Origin of the sequence: Streptomyces sp. NPDC053541 (genome assembly GCF_044544705.1) — a bacterium.
Classification (GTDB): Bacteria; Actinomycetota; Actinomycetes; order Streptomycetales; family Streptomycetaceae; genus Streptomyces.
Genome location: NZ_JBITXM010000002.1, coordinates 594,844 through 620,089 on the forward strand (window position 1 = coordinate 594,844; position 25,246 = coordinate 620,089).

Genomic DNA, 25,246 nt, shown 5'->3' on the forward strand with positions numbered 1-25,246 from the left:
TGAAGGCATGACGGAGACCGGAGACGGGCCGGCGGCGGGGACCTCGCACGAGGCCGGGGCGGGGAGCGGGTACGCGCCCGCCGCCGAGGTCAGGAAGGTGGCCCGGGTCGTCCTGCTCGACCCGGACGACCGGATCCTCCTCCTGCACGGCCACGAGCCCGAGGACCCCGGCCAGACCTGGTGGTTCACACCGGGCGGCGGCCTGGAGGGCGAGGAGAGCCGCGAGGAGGCCGCGCTGCGCGAACTCGCCGAGGAGACCGGTATCACCGAGGTCGAACTCGGTCCCGTGCTGTGGCGGCGCCACTGCTCCTTCCCCTTCGCCGGCCGCCGCTGGGACCAGGACGAGTGGTACTACCTGGCCCGCACCACCCAGACCGCGACCGCGCCCGCAGGCCTCACCGAGCTGGAGACCCGCAGCGTCTCCGGCCTGAGATGGTGGACCTCCGCCGAACTGTCGGCGGCCCGTGAGACGGTGTACCCCAACAGACTCGCCGAGCTGCTGGACGCGCTGCTCGACGACGGACCCCCGAGCCCGCCGCTCGACCTCGCCCCGGAAATCGTTTAGGGGCCCGGACGACTGGCGCACAATAGGGGGACGCACGGCTGAAGGGGAACATGCCATGAGCGCCGAGGACCTCGAGAAGTACGAGACCGAGATGGAGCTGAAGCTCTACCGGGAGTACCGCGACGTCGTCGGGCTGTTCAAATACGTGATCGAGACCGAGCGGCGCTTCTACCTCACCAACGACTACGAGATGCAGGTGCACTCGGTCCAGGGCGAGGTCTTCTTCGAGGTCTCCATGGCCGACGCCTGGGTCTGGGACATGTACCGGCCCGCCCGCTTCGTGAAGCAGGTCCGCGTGCTCACCTTCAAGGACGTCAACATCGAGGAGCTCAACAAGAGCGACCTGGAGCTGCCCGGAAGCTGAACCCGGGACGCGCCGCTCGGCGTTGACCGCTGCGGGTCAATCCCTCGGACGAGTGAGCCGGTTTTCCACAGCCGGCCGCCCGTCCACAGGCCCGCACACGCAGCGTGACCATGCGTCACAGTCGGTACCGGAGGTGGTACCGCATGAACGCGACCCGAGCACTCGGACGGTACGGCGAAGACGTCGCCGCCCGCCGGCTCACCGACACCGGCCTGCACATCCTCGCCAGGAACTGGCGCTGCGGCCGGACCGGAGAAATCGACATCGTCGCCCGCGACGGCGACACCCTCGTCATCTGCGAGGTCAAGACCCGCCGCGACGGCGCCTTCCAGCACCCCATGGCCGCCGTCACCCCGGCCAAGGCCGCCCGGCTCCGGCGGCTCGCCGCCTGCTGGCTCGACACCCACGGCGGGCCGGCCGCGGGCGCCGCCGTCCGCATCGACCTCGTCGGCGTCCTGCTGCCCCGCCGCGGGGCGCCCGTCGTCACCCACGCCCAGGGGGTGGCCTGACATGGGATTCGCCCGCACCTGTTCCGTGGCCCTCGTCGGCGTCGAAGGCGTGGTCGTCGAGGTCCAGGCCGACCTCGAAGCCGGCGTCGCCGCCTTCACCCTCGTCGGACTCCCCGACAAGAGCCTCAGCGAGAGCCGCGACCGCGTCCGCGCCGCCATCGTCAACGCCGGCGCCGCATGGCCCCAGAAGAAGCTCACCGTCGGGCTCAGCCCCGCCTCCGTCCCCAAGGGAGGCTCCGGCTTCGACCTGGCCGTGGCCGCGGCCGTCCTCGGCGCCGCCGAACGCATCGACCCGCGCACCATCGCCGACCTCGTCCTCATCGGAGAGCTCGGCCTCGACGGCCGGGTCCGCCCCGTCCGCGGCGTCCTGCCCGCCGTCCTCGCCGCCGCCGAGGCCGGCTACCGCCAGGTCGTCGTCCCCGAACAGACCGCCGGCGAGGCCTCCCTCGTCCCCGGCGTCTCCGTGCTCGGCGTCCGCACCCTCGGCCAGCTCATCGCCGTCCTCGCCGACGAACCCGTCCCCGAGGAGGAACCCCACCAGGAGGGCCGCCCCGACCCCATGCTCGCCGGACTCCTCGTCCCCGGCGCCGGCATCGGCACCGGGCTCGCCGCCGGCCCCGCCGACGGACCCGACCTCGCCGACGTCGCCGGCCAGCACACCGCCCGCCGCGCCCTGGAGATCGCCGCCGCCGGCGGCCACCACCTGCTCCTCACGGGACCACCCGGCGCCGGAAAGACCATGCTCGCCGAACGGCTCCCGGGCATCCTCCCGCCGCTCACCCGGCAGGAATCCCTCGAAGTCACCGCCGTCCACTCGGTCGCCGGCATCCTCCCGCCCGGCGAACCCCTCGTCCACCGTCCGCCCTACTGCGCACCCCACCACTCCGCCACCATGCAGTCCCTCGTCGGCGGCGGAAACGGACTGCCCCGCCCCGGCGCCGTCTCGCTGGCCCACCGAGGCGTGCTCTTCCTCGACGAGGCCCCCGAGTTCAGCGGCAAGGCCCTCGACGCCCTCCGCCAGCCCCTCGAATCCGGACACGTCGTCGTCGCCCGCGCCGCCGGCGTCGTCCGCCTCCCCGCCCGCTTCCTGCTCGCCCTCGCCGCCAACCCCTGCCCCTGCGGACGCCACACCCTCCTCGGCACCGGCTGCGAATGCCCCGCCTCCGTCATCCGCCGCTACCAGGCCCGCCTCTCCGGACCCCTCCTCGACCGCGTCGACCTCCGCGTCGAGGTCGAACCCGTCACCCGCACCGACCTCCTCGGCCAGGGCGGCCGCGGCGAACCCAGCGCCGCCGTCGCCGACCGCGTCCGCGAGGCCCGCGCCCGTGCCGCCGCCCGGCTCCACGACACCCCGTGGACCGTCAACAGCGAGATCCCCGGCCACGAACTCCGCACCCGCTACCAGGCCGCCCCCGGCGCCCTCGCCGCCGCCGAACGCGACATCGAGCGCGGGCTCCTGACCGCGCGCGGCCTCGACCGCGTCCTCCGCGTCGCCTGGACCGCCGCCGACCTCGCCGGCCGCGACCGCCCCGGCCCCGAGGAACTCGCCCTCGCCCTCGAACTGCGCACCGGCATCAGCCGCGGCGTCCCCGTCACCGCCGGAGCGGGGGAGTGGACATGACCCCGCACCCGAACCCGGGCAGGGACCCGCACCGGGGCCGGGACCCGCACCAGGGCCCGCACGGCCGACCGCCCGACGAGGAGCGCCTCGCCCGCGCCGCCCTCAGCCACATCGTCGAACCCGGCGACCCCCATGCCGGACGCGCCCTCCGGCGGTACGGCGCCAACGGATTCCTCCGCCTCCTCCGCGAGAACGCCGTCCCCGCGCAACCCGGCCTGTGGGCCCCCGGCACCCCGGGACCGTACGAAGACGTCCATGACGACTCCCACGGCGAGCGCACACCCCCGGCCCTCACCGAAGCCCGCCTCGCCGGGTGGCGCCGCCGCGCCCGCACCGCCACACCCGAACAGCACCTCGACCACATCGCCCGGCTCGGCGGCCGTTTCGTCATCCCCGGCGACACCGAATGGCCCCGCCAACTCGACGACCTCGGCGACGCCCGCCCCATCGGACTCTGGGTCCGCGGCCCCGCCGACCTCCGCGCCTGGGCCCTGCGCTCCGTCGCCCTCGTCGGCGCCCGCGCCTGCACCCCCTACGGCGCCCACACCGCCGCCGCCCTGGCCGCCGGACTCAGCGAACACGGCTGGGTCGTCGTCTCCGGCGCCGCCTTCGGCATCGACGGCGCCGCCCACCGCGGCGCCCTCGGCACCGGCGGCGCCACCATCGCCGTCCTCGCCTGCGGCGTCGACGTCCCCTACCCCCGCGGACACGCCGGCCTCATCCGCCGGATCACCGAACAGGGCCTCGTCCTCGGCGAACTCCCACCCGGCGGACACCCCACCCGCAGCCGCTTCGTCCTCCGCAACCGCGTCATCGCCGCCCTCACCCGCGGCACCGTCGTCGTCGAAGCCGAACACCGCAGCGGCTCCCTCGTCACCGCCCGCGCCGCCGCCCGCCTCGGCCGCCACACCATGGGCGTCCCCGGACCCGTCACCAGCGGCCTCTCCGCAGGGGTCCACGAACTCCTCCGCGGCGAGGCCACCCTCGTCAGCGACGCCGCCGACATCGTCGAACTCGTCGGAGACATCGGCCAACTGGCCCCGCCCCGCCGCGGACCCGTCCTGCCCCGCGACCTCCTCGCCCCCGACACCGCCCGCGTCCTCGAAGCCCTGCCCGCCCGTCACCCCACCCCGCTCGCCGACATCGCCACCCGCGCCGGCACCGACCCCGACCACACCCTCGCCAAGCTGTACGAACTCCACTCGCTCGGGTTCGTCGAGCGGCACGACGACCACTGGCGATTGACGAACACACCCACACAACCGTCGAACGCCCGGCATGGCGGTACTTGACCCGGAGCATTCGGGTGAAAAGGTGAAGACGGTGAAGACGACGAGCAACCGCGATCTCCCCGCCGCCCCCGGGGAGCCGCACCGCGCCCCGACCCCCACTCGAAGATGTGCACGACCACGGCCACCCGGACCGGACCCGTCCCCCGACGTTCGCTCACCGCGACGGCCCACTCACGCTACGCTCACGAGGATCCCCCACCCCACCACCGGAACGACAGCTACGCACCTCACAGCAGAACGGCTCAAGGCGACGCATGCCCCAGCACACCTCCGGGTCTGACCGCGCCGCGGTGCCCCCAGCAGCCCGGGGCACCGACACCGTGCGACCGCCCGCACCGACCTCGCTCGACGAACTGTGGCGCTCCTACAAGGACACCGGCGACGAACGGCTGCGGGAGCAGCTGATCCTGCACTACTCGCCGCTCGTCAAATACGTCGCCGGCCGCGTCAGCGTCGGCCTGCCCTCCAACGTCGAGCAGGCCGACTTCGTGTCCTCCGGAGTCTTCGGACTCATCGACGCCATCGAGAAGTTCGACGTCGAGCGGGCCATCAAGTTCGAGACCTACGCCATCACGCGCATCCGCGGCGCCATGATCGACGAACTGCGCGCCCTCGACTGGATCCCCCGCTCCGTCCGCCAGAAGGCCCGCAACGTCGAACGCGCCTACGCCACCCTCGAAGCCCAGCTGCGCCGCACCCCCAGCGAGGCCGAGGTCGCCGCCGAGATGGGCGTCACCCTCGAGGAACTCCACTCCGTCTTCAGCCAGTTGTCCCTGGCCAACGTCGTCGCCCTCGAAGAGCTCCTGCACGTCGGCGGAGAGGGCGGCGACCGCCTCTCCCTCATGGACACCCTCGAGGACACCGCCGCGGACAACCCGGTCGAGGTCGCCGAGGACCGAGAACTGCGCCGGCTCCTCGCCCGCGCCATCAACACCCTCCCCGAACGGGAGAAGACCGTCGTCACGCTCTACTACTACGAGGGCCTCACCCTCGCCGAGATCGGCCACGTCCTCGGTGTCACCGAGAGCCGCGTCAGCCAGATCCACACCAAGTCCGTCCTCCAGCTGCGCGCCAAGCTGGCCGACGTGGGCCGCTGACGCACCCCCGCCCCGCCGCCGTACAGTGGATCCGTGCCAAGGATTCGAGCGGCCTCCGTGGCCGAGCACCGGACGATGCAGCGCGCCGCCCTGCTGGACGCCGCGCGCTCCCTGCTGTCCGAAGGCGGTACGGAAGCACTGACCTTCCCCGCCCTCGCCGAGCGCACGGGCCTGGCCCGCTCGTCCGTCTACGAGTACTTCCGCTCCCGCGCCGCCGTCGTCGAGGAGCTCTGCGCCGTCGACTTCCCCGTCTGGGCCGCCGAGGTCGAAGCGGCCATGGCCGCCGCCGACACCGCCGAGGGCAAGATCGAGGCGTACGTCCGCCGCCAGCTCGACCTCGTCGGCGACCGCCGGCACCGGGCCGTCGTCGCCATCTCCGCGAGCGAGCTCGACGACGGCGCCCGCGAGAAGATCCGCGCCGCCCACGGCGGCCTCGTCACCATGATCGTCGCCGCCCTCACCGACCTCGGCCGCCCCCAGCCCCGCCTGGAGGCCATGCTCCTCCAGGGCGTGGTCGACGCCGCCGTCCGCCGCATCGAACTCGGCGCCGCCGAGGACCCGGCCACCATCACCGACGCGGCCGTCTCCCTCGCCCTGCACGGCCTCCACGGCACCTGACCCCCGGGAACGCCGCCCGCTCTACTCCTCGGCCGCTTCCCTCGTCCACACCCCGGCCGGGTGCTCGGCCACCGGCAGCCACAGACGGGGCTGCGCCCGGCAGCCCGCAGTCGCCCGCTCGTCCCAGGGCCAGCGCCGGTCACGGTCGGGCCAGACCGCCTGAACCACGGGCACCGGCCTCCGCCGGTAGAAGCCGACCGCCGTGCCCAGCAGCGGCCGGTGCCAGCCGGTCTCCACGGGCTGCAGCCGGACCTCGTACCCCTCGATGACGCCCGCGAGCGCCGTGCCGGGCGCCGTGGCCGCCCCGTCGCGCAGCCGAGCTGCGGCGGTATTCACCCAGTGCATCAGCCCGGACAGCTCCAGGCCGAACATCGCCACCTCCGGCACCCGGTACGAGTGCCACAGGCCGACCGTGAAGGACCAGTCCGGGATGTCCCCGCCCGCGACGCCCACCACGTGCCAGCCGTGCTCGCGGACGTCCGCCGTCTCCCGGGACCAGTGCTCCTCCACGAATCGGCGCGCCCGCGGGGTCGCCGAGGCGGCGGGATCGCACAGCAGGCACGGGCACGACGAGGGCGGGGTCGGGGCGGTCACCCGGGCATCCAAGCAGAGCCGCGCGGGGGCTCCACCCCCTGCCCCCACACCGGCAGCAGGCGCGAGCCGCCTCCGGCGGTCAGGAGGAGCAGGGGGTTCAGGTAGGTGTCGCCGCGGAGGAGGCCCCAGTGGAGGCAGGCGCGGGGGCAGTGGGGGGTCGGGGTGGTGTGGGCGAGGAGGTCGCCGGGGCGGACCCGGGTGCCGGTGGGGACCGCGGGGGTCACCGGGACGTAGGTGGTGCGCAGGGGCGGGCGGCCCGTGCCCGGGTGGGTGAGGACCAGGACGCCCTGGCCGCCGACCGGGCCGGCGAAGGTGACCGTGCCCGCGGCGGGGGCGCGGACCGGGGTGCCCGGCGGGGCCGCGAGGTCGAGGCCGCGGTGGCCCGCGGCGTACGGCCCGGGCGGAGGCTCCCAGCCGCGCAGGACGACGGGACGCGGCGGGCCGACCGGCCACACCGCCGTGAGCAGGGTCAGCAGGATCATCGGGATCAGGCGCATGACGGCAGGCTGCCCCGGGCGCCGGGGCGATGACCGGCATCGGCGGAATCTGTGGACAAGCGCCCGGTTGTGGACAACGGCGTCACCCGGCGCTCCCGGGGTCCCGTACACTTTCCATGGCGACCCGGGTCACCGGGTCGACTTCGCACGCCCCGCCACCGGTCTCGCCGACGGGTGGCAGCGCCGATCGGTCCCTCGTGGCACGGCGCGTCGGGGCGTCAGGACACAACCGATCAATCCAAGGAGATACGGCCATGGCCGTCGTCACGATGCGGGAGCTGCTGGAGAGCGGCGTCCACTTCGGTCACCAGACCCGTCGCTGGAACCCGAAGATGAAGCGCTTCATCTTCACCGAGCGCAACGGCATCTACATCATCGACCTGCTCCAGTCGCTGTCGTACATCGACCGCGCCTACGAGTTCGTCAAGGAGACCGTCGCGCACGGCGGCTCCATCATGTTCGTCGGTACGAAGAAGCAGGCCCAGGAGGCCATCGCCGAGCAGGCGACCCGCGTCGGCATGCCCTACGTGAACCAGCGCTGGCTGGGCGGCATGCTCACCAACTTCTCGACCGTCTACAAGCGTCTGCAGCGCCTCAAGGAGCTCGAGCAGATCGACTTCGAGGACGTGGCCGCCTCCGGTCTCACCAAGAAGGAGCTCCTGGTCCTCTCCCGCGAGAAGGCCAAGCTGGAGAAGACCCTCGGTGGTATCCGCGAGATGCAGAAGGTGCCGAGCGCCGTCTGGATCGTCGACACCAAGAAGGAGCACATCGCCGTCGGTGAGGCGCGCAAGCTCCACATCCCGGTCGTCGCGATCCTCGACACCAACTGCGACCCCGACGAGGTCGACTACAAGATCCCGGGCAACGACGACGCGATCCGCTCCGTCACCCTGCTCACCCGCGTGATCGCCGACGCCGTCGCCGAGGGCCTCATCGCCCGCTCCGGCGCCGCCACCGGCGACTCGAAGCCGGGCGAGAAGGCCGCCGGCGAGCCGCTCGCCGAGTGGGAGCGCGACCTGCTCGAGGGCGAGAAGAAGGCGGACGAGGCTCCGGCCGCCGCCGAGGCCCCGGCTGCCGAGGCGCCGGCCGCCGACGCCGAGCAGGCCTGACCCTTCCGGTCCCTCAGGACCTTCGGGTGACGACGGCGGGGGCTCACGAGGTCCCCGCCGTCCACCCGTGGACCCGCCCGATCTTTCAGACTTCGAAAGAGAAACAGACTCATGGCGAACTACACCGCCGCTGACGTCAAGAAGCTCCGCGAGCTCACCGGCGCCGGCATGATGGACTGCAAGAAGGCCCTGGACGAGGCCGACGGCGACGTCGAGAAGGCCGTGGAGGCCCTGCGCATCAAGGGCCAGAAGGGTGTCGCCAAGCGCGAGGGCCGCTCCGCCGAGAACGGCGCCGTGGTCTCCCTCATCGCCGACGACAACACCTCCGGCGTCCTCGTCGAGCTGAAGTGCGAGACGGACTTCGTCGCCAAGGGCGAGAAGTTCCTGGCCGTCGCCAACGCGCTCGCCGCGCACGTCGCCGCCACCTCCCCGGCCGACCTCGAGACGCTGCTCGCCTCCGAGATCGAGGCCGGCAAGACCGTCCAGGCGTACGTCGACGAGGCCAACGCCAACCTCGGCGAGAAGATCGTCCTCGACCGCTTCGCGCAGTACGCCGACGGCTACGTCTCCGCGTACATGCACCGCACGATGCCCGACCTGCCCCCGCAGATCGGTGTCCTCGTCGAGTTCGACAAGGAGAACGCCGAGGTCGCCAAGGGCATCGCGCAGCACATCGCCGCGTTCGCCCCGAAGTACCTCACCCGCGAGGACGTTCCGGCCGAGGTCGTCGAGTCCGAGCGCCGCATCGCCGAGGAGACCACCCGCGCCGAGGGCAAGCCCGAGGCCGCGATCGCCAAGATCGTCGAGGGTCGCGTCAACGGCTTCTTCAAGGACGCCACGCTGCTCGGCCAGCCGTACGCCCTGGACAACAAGAAGTCGGTCCAGCAGATCCTGGACGAGGCCGGTGTCACCCTGAAGCGCTTCACCCGCATCAAGGTCGGCATCTGAGTCCGTACGCAACGGACACCGGACCCCGGTAGGGTCTGAAGCAGCCGCCCGCCCGCGCGCGGGACGGCCGCAGATCTGACGAGGAGGCCATTGCCGTACGGGAAGCCGCAAGGAACCCCAGGCAATGGCCTTCTTCGTATGTGCACGAGGAGATCTCCATGAATCAGGGCGCCGCACAGGGCGACGACAACAACGGCAAAAAGGCCGGCCGCTTCATGCTGAAGCTGTCCGGCGAGGCTTTCTCCGGGGGCACCGGCCTCGGGGTCGATCCGGATGTCGTGCACGCCATCGCGCGCGAGATCGCGGCAGTCGTCCGCGACGGCGCCCAGATCGCGATCGTGATCGGCGGTGGCAACTTCTTCCGCGGCGCCGAGCTCCAGCAGCGCGGCATGGACCGGGCCCGGTCCGACTACATGGGCATGCTCGGCACCGTGATGAACTGCCTCGCCCTCCAGGACTTCCTGGAGAAGGAGGGCATCGACTCGCGCGTGCAGACCGCCATCACCATGGGTCAGGTCGCCGAGCCGTACATCCCGCTGCGGGCCGTGCGGCACCTGGAGAAGGGCCGCGTGGTCATCTTCGGCGCCGGCATGGGCATGCCGTACTTCTCCACCGACACGACCGCCGCCCAGCGCGCTCTGGAGATCGACGCCGAGGCCCTGCTGATGGGCAAGAACGGAGTCGACGGGGTCTACGACTCCGACCCGAAGCGCAACCCCGACGCGGTGAAGTTCGACGCGCTGGAGTACGGCGAGGTGCTCTCCCGCGACCTGAAGGTCGCCGACGCCACCGCCATCACCCTGTGCCGGGACAACGACCTGCCGATCCTCGTCTTCGAGCTGCTCGCCGAGGGCAATATCGCGCGCGCCGTGAAGGGTGAGAAGATCGGCACGCTCGTGAGCGACCAGGGCACCCGGGCCTGACCCGAACCGGGAACCGCCCCGCGCGGGGGACGGACTCCGTCAGGGGGACGGGTTCCGCGAGGGGGATGGACAGAGCCCTGCCGGTCGTACACCGTGCAGGACACAACGCGACGACACGCAGGAGCAAGTGGTGATCGAAGAGACCCTCCTCGAGGCCGAGGAGAAGATGGAGAAGGCCGTCCTGGTCGCCAAGGATGACTTCGCGGCGATCCGCACCGGCCGTGCGCACCCGGCGATGTTCAACAAGATCGTGGCCGAGTACTACGGTGCCATCACGCCCATCAACCAGCTGGCGTCGTTCTCGGTGCCGGAGCCGCGCATGGCCGTGGTGACCCCGTTCGACAAGAGCGCGCTGCGCAACATCGAGCAGGCCATCCGCGACTCGGACCTCGGCGTCAACCCGAGCAACGACGGCAGCATCATCCGCGTGGTGTTCCCGGAGCTGACCGAGGAGCGCCGCCGCGACTACATCAAGGTCGCCAAGACCAAGGCCGAGGACGCCAAAGTCTCGATCCGCGCCGTGCGCCGCAAGGCCAAGGAGGCCATCGACAAGCTCGTCAAGGACGGCGAGGTCGGCGAGGACGAGGGCCGCCGCGGCGAGAAGGAGCTCGACGACACCACCGCGAAGTTCGTGGCGCAGGTGGACGAGCTGCTCAAGCACAAGGAAGCCGAGCTCCTCGAGGTCTGATGAACGACTCATCCTGGGGGTCCCCGGCCGGATCCGGCTTCGGTGGACCCGACCAGGGGCCTGCCCCGGCGGGTCCCGCCCACGAAGGGCGGCGGGCGGCGCAGACTCGGCCCATGCCCATCGTGTCCGACGTTTCCGCCGGCGACAACCAGGACGATCACGACCGGGGGGCCGCTCTGCCGAGCGGTCCCCTGTTCCGTGACGAGACGCCGCACGAGCACCCGCCGCACGAGCACCCGCGGCACGAGTATCCGCAGGAGCCCATGTCCAGCCCCTCCCAGCCTCCGCCCGCTCCCTCGCCCCGGCAGCAGCCGCGGCAGAAGAAGAGCGCGGGCCGTGACCTGGGTGCGGCGATAGGGGTCGGCCTGGGGCTCGGCGCGGTGATCATCGCGTCGCTGTTCATCTGGAAGCCGGCCTTCGTCGGCGTGATAGCGGTCGCCGTGGTCGTGGGCCTGTGGGAGCTGACCTCGCGGCTGCGGGAGCGCAAGGCCGTCAAGGCGCCGCTGGTGCCGCTCGCGGTCGGCGGCGCGGCGATGGTCGTCGCCGGCTACGTGCGCGGCCCGGAGGGCGCGTGGGTGGCGATGGCGCTGACCGCGCTCGCCGTCCTCGTGTGGCGGATGACGGAGCCCCCCGAGGGATATCTGAAGGACGTCACGGCGGGCGTGTTCGCCGCGTTCTACGTGCCGTTCCTGGCGACGTTCGTGGCGCTGCTGCTGACCGCGGACGACGGCCCGCAGCGGGTGCTGACCTTCCTGCTGCTCACGGTGGTGTCCGACACCGGGGCGTACGCGGTGGGCTGGCGCTTCGGGAAGCACAAGCTGGCGCCGCGGATCAGCCCCGGCAAGACCCGCGAGGGCCTGCTCGGCGCGGTGGCGTTCGCGATGGCGGCGGGCGCGCTGTGCATGGAGTTCCTGATCGACGACGGCACCTGGTGGCAGGGCCTGCTGCTCGGCCTCGCGGTCGCGGCCAGCGCGACCCTGGGCGACCTGGGCGAGTCGATGATCAAGCGGGACCTCGGCATCAAGGACATGGGCACGCTGCTGCCGGGCCACGGCGGCATCATGGACCGGCTGGACTCGCTGCTGCCGACGGCGCCGGTGGTGTGGCTGCTGATGGTGGTCTTCGTCGGCAGCGCCTGACCGGCTCGTCCGGGCAGGCGGGTTCCGGTCCGGCAGGCCGGGGCCGGTTCCGGCCGACCGGGAAGCCGGAGAAGCCGGCAGCTCGTGCGGCCGTGTGGTCGCGCGTGTCGCGGAGTTCGTTGTCGAAGGGCCCGACGTCCCCCCGGGGCGGCGGGCCCTTCTGCGTACGCCGAGCGGGGGACGTCGGCGGCGGGGCCGTCGCCCCGGCGGGTCCGCGAGGGCAGGCATCGGACCATGAAAGCGAAGGCGGATCCGGACCTGAAGCCGGCCGGGGCCGGTGGCGTCCTGCTGACCCTGGCGGCCGGGCAGTTCCTGATGGCGCTCGACAGCTCCGTCATGAACGTGTCCATCGCGACGGTCGCCGAGGACGTGGGGACCACGGTCACCGGGATCCAGGGAGCGATCACCGCGTACACGCTGGTGATGGCGATGCTGATGATTCCCGGCGGCACGGTCGGGGCGCTGATCGGCCGCAAACGCGCCTTCATGATCGGCTGCCTCGTGTACGGCTGCGGATCGCTCACCACGGCCCTCGCGCCGAACCTGACCCTCCTGCTGATCGGCTGGTCGTTCCTGGAGGGTGTCGGCGCGGCGCTCATCATGCCCGCGATCGTGGCGCTGGTGGCCGGGAACTTCCCGACGGAGCGGCGCCCCGCCGCGTACGGCGCGGTGGCGGCCGCCGGTGCCGTGGCCATCGCGCTCGGACCGCTGATCGGCGGTCTCGCCACGACCTACTTCTCCTGGCGGTGGGTCTTCGCCGGTGAGGTGCTGCTCGTCCTCGTGATCCTCGTCGTCGCCCGCCGCATCGCCGACGCGCCGATCACCGAGCCGCCGCGGCTCGACCTGGTCGGGGCGTTCCTGTCCGCCGCCGGTCTGGGGGCCTTCGTCTACGGCGTCCTGCGGGCCGGCGCGTGGGGCTGGGTGCGGCCCAAGCCCGACGCGCCCGCCTGGCTCGGCGTCTCGCCGACCGTGTGGCTGGTGCTCGCCGGTCTGCTGCTCCTCTGGTTCTTCCTGCGCTGGGAGGCCCGGCTCGCCCGCGGCGGCGGGGACCCGCTGGTGGATCCGGCGATGCTGCGGAACCGGCAGCTGACCGGCGGGCTGACCATGTTCTTCTTCCAGTACCTGGTGCAGATGGGCGTGTTCTTCCTCGTCCCGCTCTACCTCTCCGTGGCCCTCGGCCTGTCGGCGCTGTCGACCGGCGCCCACATCCTGCCGCTGTCGGTGACCCTGCTCGCGGCCGCGCTGCTGATCCCGCGCTTCTTCCCCGACGTCTCCCCGCGCCGGGTGGTGCGGCTCGGCGTGTTCGCGCTGCTCGCGGGGGCGGTCGTGCTGATGGCCGCCCTGGACGCGGACGCGGGGGCGGAGGTCGTCACCCTGCCGCTGCTGCTCATCGGGCTCGGCATGGGCGCGCTGGCGTCCCAGCTGGGGTCGGTCACCGTCTCCGCCGTCCCCGACGAGGAGAGCGCCCAGGTCGGCGGTCTGCAGAACTCCGTCACCAACCTCGGTGCCTCCATCGGCACGGCGCTCGCCGGGTCGATCATGATCGCCGTGCTCACGTCGTCGTTCCTGACGAGCGTCGACCAGAACCCGGCGATCCCCGCCGAGGTGAAGAGCCGGGCCTCCGTGGAGCTCCAGAGCGGCATCCCGTTCCTCTCGGACGCCCAGCTCACCGAAGCACTGGACGAGGCGGGCGCCGACCCCGCGGTCGCGGACGCCGCCCTCGACGCGAACGCCGCCGCCCGTCTCGACGGCCTGCGCGCGGCCCTCGCCATCCTCGCCGGCGCGTCCGTCGTGGCGCTCTTCTTCACCTCCCGGATCCCCCGGACCCAGCCCGGCCGGTCACGGCCGTGACCGCCGGCCGCCTTCGGCGCCGGCACACCGCCCGCGGTCTGCGACACTGGTAGGACCATGCCCAAGCCCGGAGAACTCACTTTCGTCGCCCCGCGCGGAGCCAAGCAGCCCCCGCGGCACCTCGCCGACCTCTCGCCCGCCGAGCGCAAGGAGGCGGTCGCCGCGATCGGCGAGAAGCCGTTTCGCGCCAAGCAGCTGTCCACCCACTACTTCGCGCGCTACGCGCACGACCCGGCGGAGTGGACCGACATCCCCGCCGCGTCGCGCGAGAAGCTGGCCGGGGAGCTGCTGCCCGATCTGATGTCGGTGGTGCGGCACATCTCGTGCGACGACGACACCACCCGCAAGACGCTGTGGCGGCTGCACGACGGCACCCTCGTGGAGTCGGTGCTGATGCGCTATCCGGACCGGGTGACGATGTGCATCTCGTCGCAGGCCGGCTGCGGCATGAACTGCCCGTTCTGCGCCACCGGGCAGGCCGGTCTGGACCGGAACCTGTCGACGGCCGAGATCGTGCACCAGATCGTCGACGGGATGCGCGCGCTGCGCGACGGCGAGGTGCCGGGCGGCCCGGCGCGCCTGTCGAACATCGTGTTCATGGGGATGGGCGAGCCGCTGGCGAACTACAAGCGGGTCGTCGGCGCGATCCGCCGGCTCACCGACCCGGAGCCGGACGGCCTCGGCCTGTCGCAGCGCGGGATCACGGTCTCGACGGTCGGTCTGGTGCCGGCGATGCTGCGCTTCGCCGACGAGGGCTTCAAGTGCCGGCTCGCGGTCTCGCTGCACGCGCCGGACGACGAGCTGCGCGACACCCTGGTGCCGGTGAACACCCGCTGGAAGGTGCGGGAGGTGCTGGACGCCGCCTGGGAGTACGCGGAGAAGTCGGGCCGCCGGGTGTCCATCGAGTACGCGCTCATCCGGGACATCAACGACCAGGCGTGGCGGGGCGACCTGCTGGGCCGGCTGCTGAAGGGGAAGCGGGTGCACGTGAACCTGATCCCGCTGAACCCGACGCCCGGCTCGAAGTGGACGGCGTCCCGTCCGGAGGACGAGAAGGCCTTCGTCGAGGCGATCGCCGCCCACGGCGTGCCGGTCACCGTGCGTGACACGCGCGGTCAGGAGATCGACGGCGCCTGTGGACAGCTGGCCGCCGCCGAGCGCTGACCTTGTACTCTGAGCTCGAACACATCTTCATATTCCGACAGGGGAGCGCCACAGCGCTGAGAGTGCGGTGACCGGCCTGTCGACACGCACCGGCTTGTCGACGAGCACGAAGACCGCAGACCCTCTGAACCTCGCCCAGGTCATTCTGGGTAGGAAGTTCGGTCGTAACTCGAGCTGTTGCGCCCTGCCCGCGCCCGGTCCCGCCGGACGCGGGCAGGGCCGCGTCTCTTCCTGGCACCACCAGGAGGACATTCACGTGAACACCCAGAAGGCAGCCGCCGCCGCGCTCGTCGCGGCGCTCGGCGTCGCCACCCTCGCCGCCTGCGGCACCGACGACGTGCGGGACGCGGCCGGCAAGACCGACCGGCCGATGCCGAAGACGGTGACGCTGGTCAGCCACGACTCCTTCAACGCCTCCAAGGAGGTGCTGGCGGAGTTCACCCGCCAGACCGGCCTCACGGTCAAGGTCCTCAAGAGCGGCGACGCCGGCGAGGCCGTCAACAAGGAGATCCTCACCAAGGGCTCCCCGCAGGGCGACGTCTTCTTCGGCGTGGACAACACGCTGCTGTCCCGCGCCCTCGACAACGGCATCTTCGTCCCGTACGAGGCCCACGGCCTGGACCGGGTCCCGGCCGCGCTCCAGCTCGACAAGGAGCACCGGGTCACCCCGATCGACTCCGGCGACATCTGCGTCAACTACGACAAGCAGTACTTCGCCGACAAGAAGCTGGCGCCGCCGCAGAGCTTCGACGACCTCGCGAAGCCGGCGTACAAGAACCTGCTCGTCACCGAGAACCCGGAGCGCTCCTCCCCGGGCCTCGGCTTCCTGCTCGGCACGGCCGCGAAGTACGGCGACGCCGGGTGGCAGGACTACTGGAAGAAGCTCAAGGCCAACGGCGTGAAGACGGTCGACAGCTGGGAGCTCGCCTACAACCAGGAGTTCTCCGGCTCGGCCGGCGGCAAGAAGGCCAAGGGCGACCGCCCGCTCGTCGTGTCCTACGCCTCCTCCCCGCCGGTCGAGGTGCTGTACGCGGAGCCCCAGCCGAAGGTCGCGCCGACCGGCGTGTCCACCGGCACCTGCTTCCGGCAGACCGAGTTCGCGGGCCTGCTCAACGGGGCGAAGAACCCCGAGGGCGGCAAGAAGCTGATCGACTTCCTCCTCTCGAAGAAGTTCCAGGACGACATGCCGCTGCAGATGTTCGTCAACCCGGTGACGAACGACGCGACGCTCCCCGAGCTGTTCACGAAGCACGGCGTGGTGATCGACAAGCCCGAGACCATGGAGCCGAAGAAGATCGCCGAGAACCGTGACCAGTGGATCCAGCAGTGGACCTCGCTCGTCCTGAAGTAGTCGCCCGCCGTACGCGCCGGAGCGGCGCGGCGGGGAGCGCGACGCGGCTCGGGCTGATGCTCCTGCCCGTCGCGTTCTTCGCCGTGTTCTTCGCCTGGCCCGTCGTCTCCATCGTGGAGCGCGGGCTCAGGCCGGACGGGCGGTGGGAGTTCGGGCGGTTCGGCGAGACGCTGGGCCGGCCGGAGATCCTCGACGTGCTGTGGTTCACGCTGTGGCAGGCACTCGCCTCCACGGCGCTCACCCTGCTCGTCGCCCTGCCCGGCGCGTACGTCTTCGCCCGCTTCGACTTCCCCGGCAAGCGGGTGCTGCGGGCCGTGGTCACGGTCCCGTTCGTGCTGCCGACGGTGATGGTCGGCACCGCGTTCCTGGCGCTCGTGGGGCGGCGCGGGCTGCTCGACGACTGGTGGGGGCTGCGGCTCGACACCGGGGTGTGGGCGATCCTCCTCGCGCACGTCTTCTTCAACTACGCGGTCGTCGTCCGCACCGTCGGCGGCCTCTGGTCGCAGCTCGACCCGCGCCAGGAGGAGGCCGCCCGGGTGCTCGGCGCCTCCCGGTGGCGCGCCTGGCGGACGGTGACGCTGCCCGCGCTCGGGCCGTCCGTGGCGGCCGCCGCGCTCATGGTGTTCCTGTTCACCGCGAGCTCCTTCGGCATCGTGCAGATCCTCGGCGGCCCCGCGTACTCCACCCTGGAGACCGAGATCTACCGGCAGACCGCCGACCGGCTCCAGCTGTCCACGGCCGCCGTGCTCACCCTGGTGCAGTTCGTCGCCGTCGGCGCGATCCTCGCCGTGCACGCCCGGACCGTACGGCGCCGGGAGACGGCGCTGCGCCTCGTCCCGGCCGAGCGCACCGCCCACCGCCCGCAGGGCCCCGGCCAGTGGGCGCTGCTCGGCGCGGTGCTGCTGTCCGTCGCGCTGCTGATCCTCGCGCCGCTCGGCGTCCTCGTGGAGCGCTCGCTCGCCACCCCCGACGGCTACGGCCTGGACTACTACCGGGCGCTCGGGCACGTCGACGAGGGCGGCACCTTCCTCGTGCCGCTCACCGACACCATCGTGAACTCGCTGCGGTACGCGCTGGCCGCGACCGGCATCGCCGTGCTGATCGGCGGGCTCGCGGCGGCGGCGCTCACCCGGCGGGCCGGCCGGCTGGTGCGCGGCTTCGACGCGCTGCTCATGCTGCCGCTCGGGGTGTCGGCGGTGACCGTCGGCTTCGGCTTCCTCATCACCCTCGACGAGCCGCCGCTCGACCTGCGGGCCTCCTGGATCCTCGTCCCGCTCGCCCAGGCGCTGGTCGGCGTGCCGTTCGTGGTGCGCACCATGCTGCCCGTGCTGCGGGCCGTCGACGAGCGGCTGCGGGAGGCGGCGGCCGTGCTCGGGGCCTCGCCCTGGCGGGCCTGGCGGGAGGTCGACCTGCCGCTGGTGCGGCGGGCGCTGCTGATCGCCGCCGGGTTCGCGTTCGCGGTGTCGCTCGGCGAGTTCGGGGCGACCGTGTTCATCGCGCGGCCCGACAACCCGACCCTGCCGGTCGCCGTGGCCCGCCTGCTCGGCCGGCCCGGCGAGCTCAACTACGGCCAGGCGATGGCCCTTTCGACGATTCTGATGGTGGTGTGCGCGGTGTCCCTGCTGCTGCTCGAACGGCTGCGCTCCGACCGGACCACGGGGGAGTTCTGATGCTGTCGCTGACCGGCGCGACCGTGCGCTTCGGGGACCGGGCGGTGCTCGACGCGGTGGACCTGGAGGTCGCCGAGCACGAGATCGTGTGCGTGCTCGGGCCGAGCGGCAGCGGCAAGTCGACGCTGCTGCGGGCGGTCGCCGGGCTCCAGCCGCTGGACGCCGGCCGGGTGCTGCTCGGCGGCGCCGACCAGGCGGGGGTGCCGGTGCACCGGCGCGGGCTGGGCCTGATGTTCCAGGACCACCAGCTGTTCCCGCAGCGGGACGTGGCCGGGAACGTGGCCTTCGGGCTGCGCATGCACGGCGTCCCGAAGGGCGAGCAGGGCGCGCGGGTCGCCGAGCTGCTCGACCTGGTCGGCCTGCCGGGCGCCGGGCGGCGGGCCGTGTCCGCGCTGTCCGGCGGCGAGCAGCAGCGCGTGGCGCTGGCCCGGGCGCTGGCGCCGCGGCCCCGGCTGCTGATGCTGGACGAGCCGCTCGGTCAGCTCGACCGCGGCCTGCGGGAGCGGCTCGTGGTGGAACTCCGGGCGCTGTTCGGGCGGTTGGGCACGACGGTGCTGGCCGTCACGCACGACCAGGGCGAGGCCTTCGCCCTCGGCGACCGGGTCGTGGTCATGAACGAGGGGCGGATCGCGCAGTCCGGGACGCCCGTCGAGGTGTGGCGGCGCCCCGCCACCGAGTTCGTCGCCCGTTTCCTCGGCTTCGACAACGTCGTCCCGGCCACCGTCACCGGTGCCGCGGCCGACACCGTCTGGGGCAAGATCCCGGTCCCCGACGGCTCGCCGCAGGGCGAGCGCCGCCTCCTGGTCCGCCCCGCCGCCCTGCGCCCGGTCCCGGCCGGCGAGGGCCTGGCCTGCCGGGTCACCACCCGCACCTTCCGCGGCGACCGGGTCGCCGTCACCCTCCGCCCGGCCGAAGGCCCGCCCCTGGAGGCCGAGTTCACCCTCCGGGACGCGCCGGAGGAGGGCGCCGAGGTGGACGTGGAGTTCCGAGCGGAGGACGTGGTCGTGCTGGAGGAAGGCGCCTAGAACCCGCGGTCGAACAGCGCCCGCAGCCACGGCTCGCGGGCCTCGGGGCACCGGGCCAGGGTGGCGCGGAAGGCCTGGTGGTTCGGGCGGAAGCGGTACCAGGGGTGGTCCGGCAGCGGGTAGTCGTCGCGCAGCACGCCGTCCGGGAGGGTGCCCGAGGCGGGGATCGGCCGGGTCTCGCCGGGCAGCGCGAGATGCGCCCACACGCCGTCGGGCAGCGCCACCGGCACCGCGCCGCCCGTCGGTCGCCAGGGACCGCCGGTGTCCCGGTCGTACGGGACGAGGGCGATGTCCAGGCCGTCGTCGGGCAGCCCCGGGCCGGCGAGGCCCACCCGCAGGGGCGGCGGGCCGGGTGGCAGCAGGGCGTCCAGCGGCGCGCCGAACACCTCGGTGAGCAGGCCGTCGGGCAGGGCGAGCGGGGCGCCGCCCGAGGCGACGAGCAGGTGCGCCAGGGCCGCGCCGGTGGCGTCCTGCCACACGTCGCTCCAGCCGCCGCCCGGGTCGAGCGGCGGCAGCGGCTCGAACTCCCGGTCCTGGGCGGGACATCCGGTGGGGACCCGGCGCACCGCGTCCGGCTCGATCCACACCGCCTGCCACAGCCCGCAGTCGTCCACCCGCGAGGCCACGAGCGCCCCGCAGCCCGCGCACGCCATACTGGGCCGCTCGCCCACGCACATGCCGAGACAGGAGTTCCCCGAGTGCTCCGGGATCAGCCGCGTGCCCCGCACGTCGCCCGGCGCCACGACCACCCGCCCCCGCGCCCCGAAGGACACCGGATACACCGGCGCGAACAGCCCACGGGCCGCCGCCTCCGCCTCCCCGAGCTCCTCCCACTGCCCGAACGGCGGCCCCGACGGCTCCGGATCCACCGCATAGGTGCCGGGCGCCATCAACGGCGGCATCACGTCGTGCCCGTACGACAGGTGCGCCCCGGCCGGCAACGGCACCCGCACCACCGGCACGGTCAGCTCCGCACCGCACCCGGCACACACGAACACGTCCCTCACCCCGTACATCGCGGGGGATTGTGCCCGACGCGGCACGCCGGGCCAAACGGTTTTCCCGCAGCCTTCCGGGACACCACCACTACGGGGCGGCGGCGAGCCGTTCCAGCGTCCCGGGCACCTCGTCGACCGAGTCGACCAGGGCGATCCGCGATGCCATCGGGCGGTCCTCGGCGAGGGCGGCGAGCAGGGGCCAGGCCGGGAGGCGGGTGGTCCAGTGGGAGCGGTCGACCAGGACCATCGGGGTCGGGGCGCCGCGGGAGGCGTAGTAGTTCGGGGTGGCGTTGTCGAAGATCTCCTGGACCGTGCCGGCCGCGCCCGGCAGGAAGACCACGCCCGCGGTCGAGCGGGCGAGCAGCCCGTCCTCGCGGGTGGCGTTGGCGAAGTACTTGCCGATCCGGGTCGCGAACGCGTTCGGCGGCTCGTGGCCGTAGAACCAGGTGGGGATGCCGACCGAGTCGCCGCCGTGCGGCCACCGGGCCCGTACCTCGAAGGCGGCCCGCGCCCAGTCGGTGACCGACGGCGTGAAGGACGGGGCCTTGGCGAGCAGCTCCAGGGCCTCGTCGAGCGCCGGGTCGGGCAGCGGCGCCGCGTAGGCGCCCAGGTTCGCCGCCTCCATGGCGCCCGGGCCGCCGCCCGTCGCCACCGTCAGGCCCGCCCGGGTCAGCGCGCGGCCGAGCCGGGCCGTGCCCGCGTACGCGGCGCCGCCGCGCACCATCGCGTGCCCGCCCATCACGCCCACCACCCGCGCGCCCGCGAGCGCCTCGTCGAGGGCGTCCGAGATGGCGTCGTCGTGCAGCGAGCGCAGCATCGAGGAGAAGATGTCGCCGTCCGCGCGGGTGCGCCCGAACCAGGCGTACGAGCGGGCGTCCGGGGTCTGCTCGTACGAGAGCCCGGTGATCCCCTCGTACAGCTCGGCGGGGGAGTAGAGCCGGGCCCGGTACGGGTCGAAGGGGAGGTCCGGCACCGGCGGGAAGACCAGCGCACCGTCGGCGCGGACCTTCGCCGCGGCCTCGGGCCGCATCGGGCAGCCGAGGAACACGGCGTCGGCGGTGGAGTGGGAGAGCAGCGCGTCGGTGCGCTCGGTGAGGTCCACGGACTGGATCCGGCGGCCGCGCAGGGAGCCGCCGGTGGCGAGCACCGCGTCGAACTCGGCGGCCGAGTGGATCTCGCGCTCGTGGGTCATGCGCCCCACGATAGGCCGGGGCCGGCCGTTCAGCCCCGCAGGGGAACGGCCGCCAGGGCCCCCACCGCCCAGGTGAGCGGCACGAACACGGCGAGCAGCACGCCCGCGCGCAGCAGCGCGGTGGTGCGCAGCACGGTCGGCGGGGCGCCGAGCCGCAGGAGTGCCTCGGTGGTGTGGGTGCGGGCCTGCTTGGACTCCAGGGCGGCGGAGAGCAGGGTCGCGGTGGTGCAGCCGACGACCACGGTCACGCCCAGCCAGGACAGCGGGCCGAGCTCGCCGCCGTACAGCGCGTAGCCGGCGACCGCGCCGGAGCCGACCGCCGCGACCACGCCGAGCGGGCGTCCGATGCGGCGGGCCTCGTCCATGAGGACCCGGCCGGCCAGCAGGCGTACGGCGCCGGGGCGGACCAGCTGGAGGAGCCGGCCGCAGCCGTGGGTGATGCCGGGGCCGGCCATCGCGAGGCCGATCGCGGTGAGCACCCAGCCGGCCAGTACCCCGCCGCCGTCGCCGCGGGCGGCGTACGTCTCGACGGCCAGGCCCGTCGCGAGCAGGGCCACGCCCCAGGGCAGGCCGGCGGTCGCGGACCGTACGACGGGCGCGTCGGCGGTCTTCCGGGGGCGCAGCGCGAGACCGGCCGCGGTGGCGCCGGCGACCGGGACGACGGCGAGCAGGGTGAGGGCGGCGGCGAGCGGGACGGGCTGGTCGGCGGCGAGCAGGTCGGCGGCGGCGCCGTCGAAGGGCAGTCCGGTGATGTCGCCGCGCAGGTGCAGGTAGCAGAGCAGGGCGACGGCCGAGCCGAGGGTGCAGGCGACGGCGGTGGAGGTGGCGGCGATCGCGGTGAGCCGGGCCGGGCCGAGGCCGATCGCGGACAGCCCGGGCCGGGGCCGCACACTGGGGTCGGTGCGGGCCACGGCGACCGCGAACTGCACCGTCGCGGCGAGCGGCAGGGCGCACCACAGCAGGCGCAGCACGGCCTCGGAGGAGTTCCGGGGGTGGCCGACGGCATAGCCGAGGGAGCAGAGCAGCAGGAAGCCCACCCCGGCGGCGGCCGCGGCGACGAGCAGCCGGCGCAGCTGGACGACGGGGTGGGTGCCGCGGACTAGACGGAGAGCGAGCACGCGGTGACGCCCTCCGCCCCGGTGGCCGGCGGTACGGCGCCGACGCGGCGCCCGTCGAGCAGCGCGACCGTGCGGTCGGCGAGGGCGGCGACCTCGGGGTCGCCGCTGGCGAGCAGCACGGTGATGCCGTGCGAGCGGGCCGCGGCGGTCAGGGTGCGCAGCACCTGGGCGCCGTCGGCGCGGTGCAGGGTCGCGGTCGGTTCGTCGGCGAAGAGCACCGCGGGGGTGGTGACCAGGGCGCGGGCGATGGCGATCCGCTGGCGCTGGGACTGGGTGAGGGCATGCGGGCGCTGCTTCGCGGCGGCGCCGGTGTCGAGGCGCTCCAGCCACTCGACGGCGGCGGTGCGGGCGGCGCGGTGCGACACGCCGCGCAGCAGCAGCGGCAGGGCAGCGTTCTCCCAGCCGGTGAGTTCGGGGACGAGTCCGGGCTCGGGGTCGATCCAGCCGAAGCGTTCGCGGCGCAGCCGTTCGCGCTGGGCCCGGTTCATGGTGTGCACGGGGGCGCTGTTGAACCAGACCTCGCCCTCCTGGGGCCGGGTCTGGCCGGACAGACAGCGCAGCAGGGTGGTCTTGCCGCTGCCGCGGGGGCCGGTGACGGCGAGGATCTCCCCCTCGCGCGCGCCGATCCAGACTCCGGTCAGCACGTCCGAGCCGCCCAGGGCGCAGCGCAGGGAACGCGCCCAGAGCACGTCGTTGTCCGGTGGGGCCATCGCGTACACCTCGATCGAAGCCAAACAGTGTTCGTTCCCCTGGACGGGGGAACGACGGGGCGGGCCGGTGGGTCACTGGGGTCCCTCGGCACGTTAAGGATTTCGATCGGGTGATACGGACGGCACGCGGCCCGGGCAGGCCGCCATCCACTCGGATGGCCGCATGCCCGGGCCGGGGTCACGCCGTGAGGGCGGCGTGGCGCGCGTCGAGAACGGTCAGAGCTTGGTCCACGCCTCGGTGAGGGTGGCGCGCAGGATCTGCTCGATCTCGTCGAAGGTGGACTGGTCCGAGATCAGCGGCGGAGCCAGCTGGATGACCGGGTCGCCGCGGTCGTCGGCCCGGCAGTACAGGCCGTTGTCGAAGAGCGCCTTGGAGAGGAAGCCGTACAGGACGCGCTCGGTCTCCTCCTCGTTGAAGGACTCCTTGGTGGCCTTGTCCTTGACCAGCTCGATGCCGTAGAAGAAGCCGTTGCCGCGGACGTCGCCGACGATCGGCAGGTCGTGCAGCTTCTGCAGCGTGGAGAGGAAGTTGCCCTCGTTGTCGAGGACGTGCTGGTTCAGCTTCTCCTTCTCGAAGATGTCGAGGTTGGCGAGGCCGACGGCGGCGGACACCGGGTGGCCGCCGAAGGTGTAGCCGTGCAGGAAGGTGTTGTCACCCTTGTAGAACGGCTCGGCCAGGCGGTCGGAGACGATGCAGGCGCCGATCGGGGAGTAGCCGGAGGTCATGCCCTTCGCGCAGGTGATCATGTCCGGCACGTAGCCGAACTTGTCGCAGGCGAAGGTGGTGCCGAGGCGGCCGAAGGCGCAGATGACCTCGTCGGAGACGAGCAGCACGTCGTACTGGTCGCAGATCTCGCGGACCCGCTGGAAGTAGCCGGGCGGCGGCGGGAAGCAGCCGCCGGCGTTCTGCACCGGCTCCAGGAAGACGGCCGCGACGGTGTCGGGGCCCTCGAAGAGGATCTGCTGCTCGATCTGGTCGGCGGCCCAGCGGCCGAAGGCCTCCGGGTCGTCGCCGTGGATCGGGGCGCGGTAGATGTTGGTGTTCGGCACCTTGTGGGCGCCGGGGACCAGCGGCTCGAAGGGGGCCTTCAGACCGGGCAGGCCGGTGATGGAGAGGGCGCCCTGCGGGGTGCCGTGGTAGGCGACCGCGCGCGAGATGACCTTGTACTTGGTGGGCTTGCCGATGAGCTTGAAGTACTGCTTGGCCAGCTTCCAGGCGGTCTCGACGGCCTCGCCGCCGCCGGTGGTGAAGAACACCTTGTTCAGGTCGCCGGGGGCCTCGTGGGCGAGGCGCTCGGCGAGCTCGACGGCCTTCGGGTGGGCGTAGGACCACACCGGGAAGAAGGCGAGCTCCTGGGCCTGCCGGGCGGCGGTCTCGGCGAGCTCGGTGCGGCCGTGTCCGGCCTGGACCACGAACAGGCCGGCGAGGCCGTCGAGGTACTTCCTGCCCTTGTCGTCGTAGATGTAGGTGCCCTCACCGCGGACGATGGTGGGGACGGGGCTGTTCTCGTACGACGACATGCGGGTGAAGTGCATCCACAGGTGGTCGTAGGCGGACTTTGACAGGTCGCTGCGGGACTGGCTCACGGCTATCGGGTTCCCCACATATAGGTCTGCTTCTTGAGCTTCAGGTAGACGAAGCTCTCGGTGGAGCGCACCCCGGGGAGGGTGCGGATGCGCTTGTTGATCACATCCAGGAGGTGGTCGTCGTCCTCGCAGACGATCTCCACCATGAGGTCGAAGGAGCCCGCGGTCATCACCACGTACTCGCATTCGGCCATGGCCGTCAGCGCGTCCGCGACCGGATCCAGGTCACCCTCGACGTTGATGCCGACCATCGCCTGGCGCCGGAATCCCACGGTGAGCGGGTCGGTGACGGCGACGATCTGCATGACGCCCTGGTCGAGCAGCTTCTGGACGCGCTGGCGCACGGCCGCCTCGGACAGGCCGACGGCCTTGCCGATGGCGGCGTAGGGGCGGCGCCCGTCCTGCTGGAGCTGTTCGATGATCGCCAGGGAGACGGCGTCGATCGTCGGGGACGAACCGGTTCCGGTTCTCGGGTCTGTGCTTCGACTGGCCACGACTTCACTGTGCACCGAACCTGTCGTTCTCGCAACCCCAAAGCGATGAAATTCGTTGTCCAGGGCTGTTGATCACACTGAATCCGAAGTTGGCGGCCGTCGGGCCTGTTGAAAGCGTCAGT

At 72.8% G+C, this 25,246-nt stretch carries 25 protein-coding genes and 1 riboswitch; of the genes, 17 read left to right on the forward strand and 8 right to left on the reverse strand.

All coding sequences use genetic code 11. The annotated features are described in order from the left end of the window. Positions 1-7 precede the first annotated feature (7 nt). The 7 genes from ACIGW2_RS06755 (at position 8) to ACIGW2_RS06785 (ending at position 6,066) form a co-directional block, all read left to right on the forward strand. Positions 8-565 (forward strand): NUDIX hydrolase, encoded by a 558-nt coding sequence (locus ACIGW2_RS06755; RefSeq protein WP_399841529.1) that lies wholly within the window; start codon positions 8-10, stop codon positions 563-565. Positions 566-620: 55 nt separating this feature from the next. Beyond that, entirely contained in the window at positions 621-929 is a 309-nt protein-coding gene (locus ACIGW2_RS06760; protein WP_005311352.1) for a DUF2469 domain-containing protein, read from the forward strand. A 143-nt stretch (positions 930-1,072) separates the two neighbouring features. Then, positions 1,073-1,438, forward strand: coding sequence for a YraN family protein (locus tag ACIGW2_RS06765; RefSeq protein ID WP_391652682.1), 366 nt, complete (start codon positions 1,073-1,075; stop codon positions 1,436-1,438). 1 nt (position 1,439) lies between these two features. Continuing rightward, entirely contained in the window at positions 1,440-3,059 is a 1,620-nt protein-coding gene (locus tag ACIGW2_RS06770) for a YifB family Mg chelatase-like AAA ATPase (protein WP_391652683.1), read from the forward strand. Continuing rightward, positions 3,056-4,351 (forward strand): DNA-processing protein DprA, encoded by a 1,296-nt coding sequence (gene dprA, locus ACIGW2_RS06775; protein ID WP_399841532.1) that lies wholly within the window; start codon positions 3,056-3,058, stop codon positions 4,349-4,351. The genes ACIGW2_RS06770 and dprA overlap by 4 nt, the downstream gene beginning before the upstream one ends. Before the next feature lie 254 nt (positions 4,352-4,605). Next, positions 4,606-5,448, forward strand: a complete 843-nt coding sequence (gene whiG, locus ACIGW2_RS06780; protein WP_356061956.1) for an RNA polymerase sigma factor WhiG — start codon at positions 4,606-4,608, stop codon at positions 5,446-5,448. 57 nt (positions 5,449-5,505) lie between these two features. Next, entirely contained in the window at positions 5,506-6,066 is a 561-nt protein-coding gene (locus ACIGW2_RS06785) for a helix-turn-helix domain-containing protein (protein ID WP_356062124.1), read from the forward strand. A gap of 21 nt (positions 6,067-6,087) precedes the next feature. Here the strand turns inward: ACIGW2_RS06785 and ACIGW2_RS06790 are convergent, their stop codons facing one another. Then, positions 6,088-6,660 (reverse strand): DUF4262 domain-containing protein, encoded by a 573-nt coding sequence (locus ACIGW2_RS06790; RefSeq protein WP_399841536.1) that lies wholly within the window; start codon positions 6,658-6,660, stop codon positions 6,088-6,090. Continuing rightward, positions 6,657-7,157, reverse strand: a complete 501-nt coding sequence (locus tag ACIGW2_RS06795; protein WP_391652686.1) for a M23 family metallopeptidase — start codon at positions 7,155-7,157, stop codon at positions 6,657-6,659. Before ACIGW2_RS06795 ends, ACIGW2_RS06790 begins: the two co-directional genes overlap by 4 nt. A 254-nt stretch (positions 7,158-7,411) precedes the next feature. Here ACIGW2_RS06795 and rpsB point away from each other — a divergent pair, with 254 nt between their 5' ends. From rpsB to ACIGW2_RS06845, 10 genes are all read left to right on the forward strand, one after another. Beyond that, positions 7,412-8,266, forward strand: coding sequence for a 30S ribosomal protein S2 (rpsB, locus tag ACIGW2_RS06800; protein WP_356061964.1), 855 nt, complete (start codon positions 7,412-7,414; stop codon positions 8,264-8,266). A 111-nt stretch (positions 8,267-8,377) separates the two neighbouring features. Next, complete coding sequence (gene tsf, locus ACIGW2_RS06805) at positions 8,378-9,214, forward strand: translation elongation factor Ts (protein WP_391652687.1); 837 nt, start codon at positions 8,378-8,380, stop codon at positions 9,212-9,214. Positions 9,215-9,372: 158 nt separating this feature from the next. Further along, positions 9,373-10,137, forward strand: a complete 765-nt coding sequence (pyrH, locus tag ACIGW2_RS06810; RefSeq protein ID WP_356061969.1) for a UMP kinase — start codon at positions 9,373-9,375, stop codon at positions 10,135-10,137. A 130-nt stretch (positions 10,138-10,267) separates the two neighbouring features. Next, positions 10,268-10,825, forward strand: a complete 558-nt coding sequence (frr, locus tag ACIGW2_RS06815; RefSeq protein ID WP_356061971.1) for a ribosome recycling factor — start codon at positions 10,268-10,270, stop codon at positions 10,823-10,825. Continuing rightward, positions 10,825-11,964 carry a phosphatidate cytidylyltransferase gene (locus ACIGW2_RS06820; protein ID WP_391652689.1) on the forward strand — a complete coding sequence of 380 codons (1,140 nt, stop codon included), beginning with the start codon at positions 10,825-10,827 and terminating at the stop codon, positions 11,962-11,964. The genes frr and ACIGW2_RS06820 overlap by 1 nt, the downstream gene beginning before the upstream one ends. Positions 11,965-12,198: 234 nt before the next feature. Further along, positions 12,199-13,815 carry an MFS transporter gene (locus tag ACIGW2_RS06825; protein WP_399841541.1) on the forward strand — a complete coding sequence of 539 codons (1,617 nt, stop codon included), beginning with the start codon at positions 12,199-12,201 and terminating at the stop codon, positions 13,813-13,815. 57 nt (positions 13,816-13,872) lie between these two features. Further along, positions 13,873-14,979, forward strand: a complete 1,107-nt coding sequence (gene rlmN, locus ACIGW2_RS06830) for a 23S rRNA (adenine(2503)-C(2))-methyltransferase RlmN (RefSeq protein WP_356061980.1) — start codon at positions 13,873-13,875, stop codon at positions 14,977-14,979. A 29-nt stretch (positions 14,980-15,008) separates the two neighbouring features. Further along, positions 15,009-15,153, forward strand: a riboswitch (TPP riboswitch). An 82-nt stretch (positions 15,154-15,235) separates the two neighbouring features. Beyond that, complete coding sequence (locus tag ACIGW2_RS06835; RefSeq protein ID WP_356061983.1) at positions 15,236-16,330, forward strand: thiamine ABC transporter substrate-binding protein; 1,095 nt, start codon at positions 15,236-15,238, stop codon at positions 16,328-16,330. 56 nt (positions 16,331-16,386) lie between these two features. Then, positions 16,387-18,000, forward strand: coding sequence for an ABC transporter permease (locus ACIGW2_RS06840; RefSeq protein WP_399841545.1), 1,614 nt, complete (start codon positions 16,387-16,389; stop codon positions 17,998-18,000). Next, on the forward strand, positions 18,000-19,025 hold the full coding sequence (locus tag ACIGW2_RS06845; RefSeq protein WP_399841548.1) for an ABC transporter ATP-binding protein: 1,026 nt from the start codon (positions 18,000-18,002) through the stop codon (positions 19,023-19,025). Before ACIGW2_RS06840 ends, ACIGW2_RS06845 begins: the two co-directional genes overlap by 1 nt. Here the strand turns inward: ACIGW2_RS06845 and ACIGW2_RS06850 are convergent. The 6 genes from ACIGW2_RS06850 to ACIGW2_RS06875 all read right to left on the reverse strand — a co-directional run bounded on the left by ACIGW2_RS06850 (position 19,022) and on the right by ACIGW2_RS06875 (position 25,124). Beyond that, the gene (locus ACIGW2_RS06850) at positions 19,022-20,041 is read right to left on the reverse strand and encodes a hypothetical protein (protein ID WP_399841550.1); all 1,020 of its coding nucleotides are present in this window, start codon (positions 20,039-20,041) and stop codon (positions 19,022-19,024) included. The two genes, ACIGW2_RS06845 and ACIGW2_RS06850, sit on opposite strands and share 4 nt — an antisense overlap. A gap of 70 nt (positions 20,042-20,111) precedes the next feature. After that, positions 20,112-21,215, reverse strand: a complete 1,104-nt coding sequence (locus ACIGW2_RS06855; RefSeq protein ID WP_399841553.1) for an LOG family protein — start codon at positions 21,213-21,215, stop codon at positions 20,112-20,114. A gap of 29 nt (positions 21,216-21,244) precedes the next feature. Further along, the gene (locus ACIGW2_RS06860; RefSeq protein ID WP_391652697.1) at positions 21,245-22,333 is read right to left on the reverse strand and encodes a hypothetical protein; all 1,089 of its coding nucleotides are present in this window, start codon (positions 22,331-22,333) and stop codon (positions 21,245-21,247) included. Beyond that, entirely contained in the window at positions 22,315-23,043 is a 729-nt protein-coding gene (locus ACIGW2_RS06865) for an ABC transporter ATP-binding protein (RefSeq protein WP_391652943.1), read from the reverse strand. Before ACIGW2_RS06865 ends, ACIGW2_RS06860 begins: the two co-directional genes overlap by 19 nt. Positions 23,044-23,259: 216 nt before the next feature. Continuing rightward, positions 23,260-24,648, reverse strand: a complete 1,389-nt coding sequence (locus ACIGW2_RS06870) for an aspartate aminotransferase family protein (RefSeq protein WP_356062003.1) — start codon at positions 24,646-24,648, stop codon at positions 23,260-23,262. Beyond that, the gene (locus tag ACIGW2_RS06875; RefSeq protein ID WP_356062006.1) at positions 24,633-25,124 is read right to left on the reverse strand and encodes an Lrp/AsnC family transcriptional regulator; all 492 of its coding nucleotides are present in this window, start codon (positions 25,122-25,124) and stop codon (positions 24,633-24,635) included. Before ACIGW2_RS06875 ends, ACIGW2_RS06870 begins: the two co-directional genes overlap by 16 nt. Between the last annotated feature and the right edge of the window lie 122 nt (positions 25,125-25,246).

What these genes read in the sequence shown, in the direction of transcription:
- ACIGW2_RS06840 (WP_399841545.1), top strand. Translation starts at nt 16,387, where the DNA reads ATGCTCCTGCCCGTCGCGTTCTTCGCCGTGTTCTTCGCCTGGCCCGTC.
- tsf (WP_391652687.1), top strand. Translation starts at nt 8,378, where the DNA reads ATGGCGAACTACACCGCCGCTGACGTCAAGAAGCTCCGCGAGCTCACC.
- rlmN (WP_356061980.1), top strand. Translation starts at nt 13,873, where the DNA reads ATGCCCAAGCCCGGAGAACTCACTTTCGTCGCCCCGCGCGGAGCCAAG.
- ACIGW2_RS06850 (WP_399841550.1), bottom strand. Translation starts at nt 20,041, where the DNA reads ATGTACGGGGTGAGGGACGTGTTCGTGTGTGCCGGGTGCGGTGCGGAG.
- ACIGW2_RS06825 (WP_399841541.1), top strand. Translation starts at nt 12,199, where the DNA reads ATGAAAGCGAAGGCGGATCCGGACCTGAAGCCGGCCGGGGCCGGTGGC.
- ACIGW2_RS06795 (WP_391652686.1), bottom strand. Translation starts at nt 7,157, where the DNA reads ATGCGCCTGATCCCGATGATCCTGCTGACCCTGCTCACGGCGGTGTGG.
- ACIGW2_RS06845 (WP_399841548.1), top strand. Translation starts at nt 18,000, where the DNA reads ATGCTGTCGCTGACCGGCGCGACCGTGCGCTTCGGGGACCGGGCGGTG.
- ACIGW2_RS06855 (WP_399841553.1), bottom strand. Translation starts at nt 21,215, where the DNA reads ATGACCCACGAGCGCGAGATCCACTCGGCCGCCGAGTTCGACGCGGTG.
- pyrH (WP_356061969.1), top strand. Translation starts at nt 9,373, where the DNA reads ATGAATCAGGGCGCCGCACAGGGCGACGACAACAACGGCAAAAAGGCC.
- ACIGW2_RS06820 (WP_391652689.1), top strand. Translation starts at nt 10,825, where the DNA reads ATGAACGACTCATCCTGGGGGTCCCCGGCCGGATCCGGCTTCGGTGGA.
- ACIGW2_RS06770 (WP_391652683.1), top strand. Translation starts at nt 1,440, where the DNA reads ATGGGATTCGCCCGCACCTGTTCCGTGGCCCTCGTCGGCGTCGAAGGC.
- rpsB (WP_356061964.1), top strand. Translation starts at nt 7,412, where the DNA reads ATGGCCGTCGTCACGATGCGGGAGCTGCTGGAGAGCGGCGTCCACTTC.
- ACIGW2_RS06755 (WP_399841529.1), top strand. Translation starts at nt 8, where the DNA reads ATGACGGAGACCGGAGACGGGCCGGCGGCGGGGACCTCGCACGAGGCC.
- ACIGW2_RS06760 (WP_005311352.1), top strand. Translation starts at nt 621, where the DNA reads ATGAGCGCCGAGGACCTCGAGAAGTACGAGACCGAGATGGAGCTGAAG.
- dprA (WP_399841532.1), top strand. Translation starts at nt 3,056, where the DNA reads ATGACCCCGCACCCGAACCCGGGCAGGGACCCGCACCGGGGCCGGGAC.
- ACIGW2_RS06865 (WP_391652943.1), bottom strand. Translation starts at nt 23,043, where the DNA reads ATGGCCCCACCGGACAACGACGTGCTCTGGGCGCGTTCCCTGCGCTGC.
- whiG (WP_356061956.1), top strand. Translation starts at nt 4,606, where the DNA reads ATGCCCCAGCACACCTCCGGGTCTGACCGCGCCGCGGTGCCCCCAGCA.
- ACIGW2_RS06765 (WP_391652682.1), top strand. Translation starts at nt 1,073, where the DNA reads ATGAACGCGACCCGAGCACTCGGACGGTACGGCGAAGACGTCGCCGCC.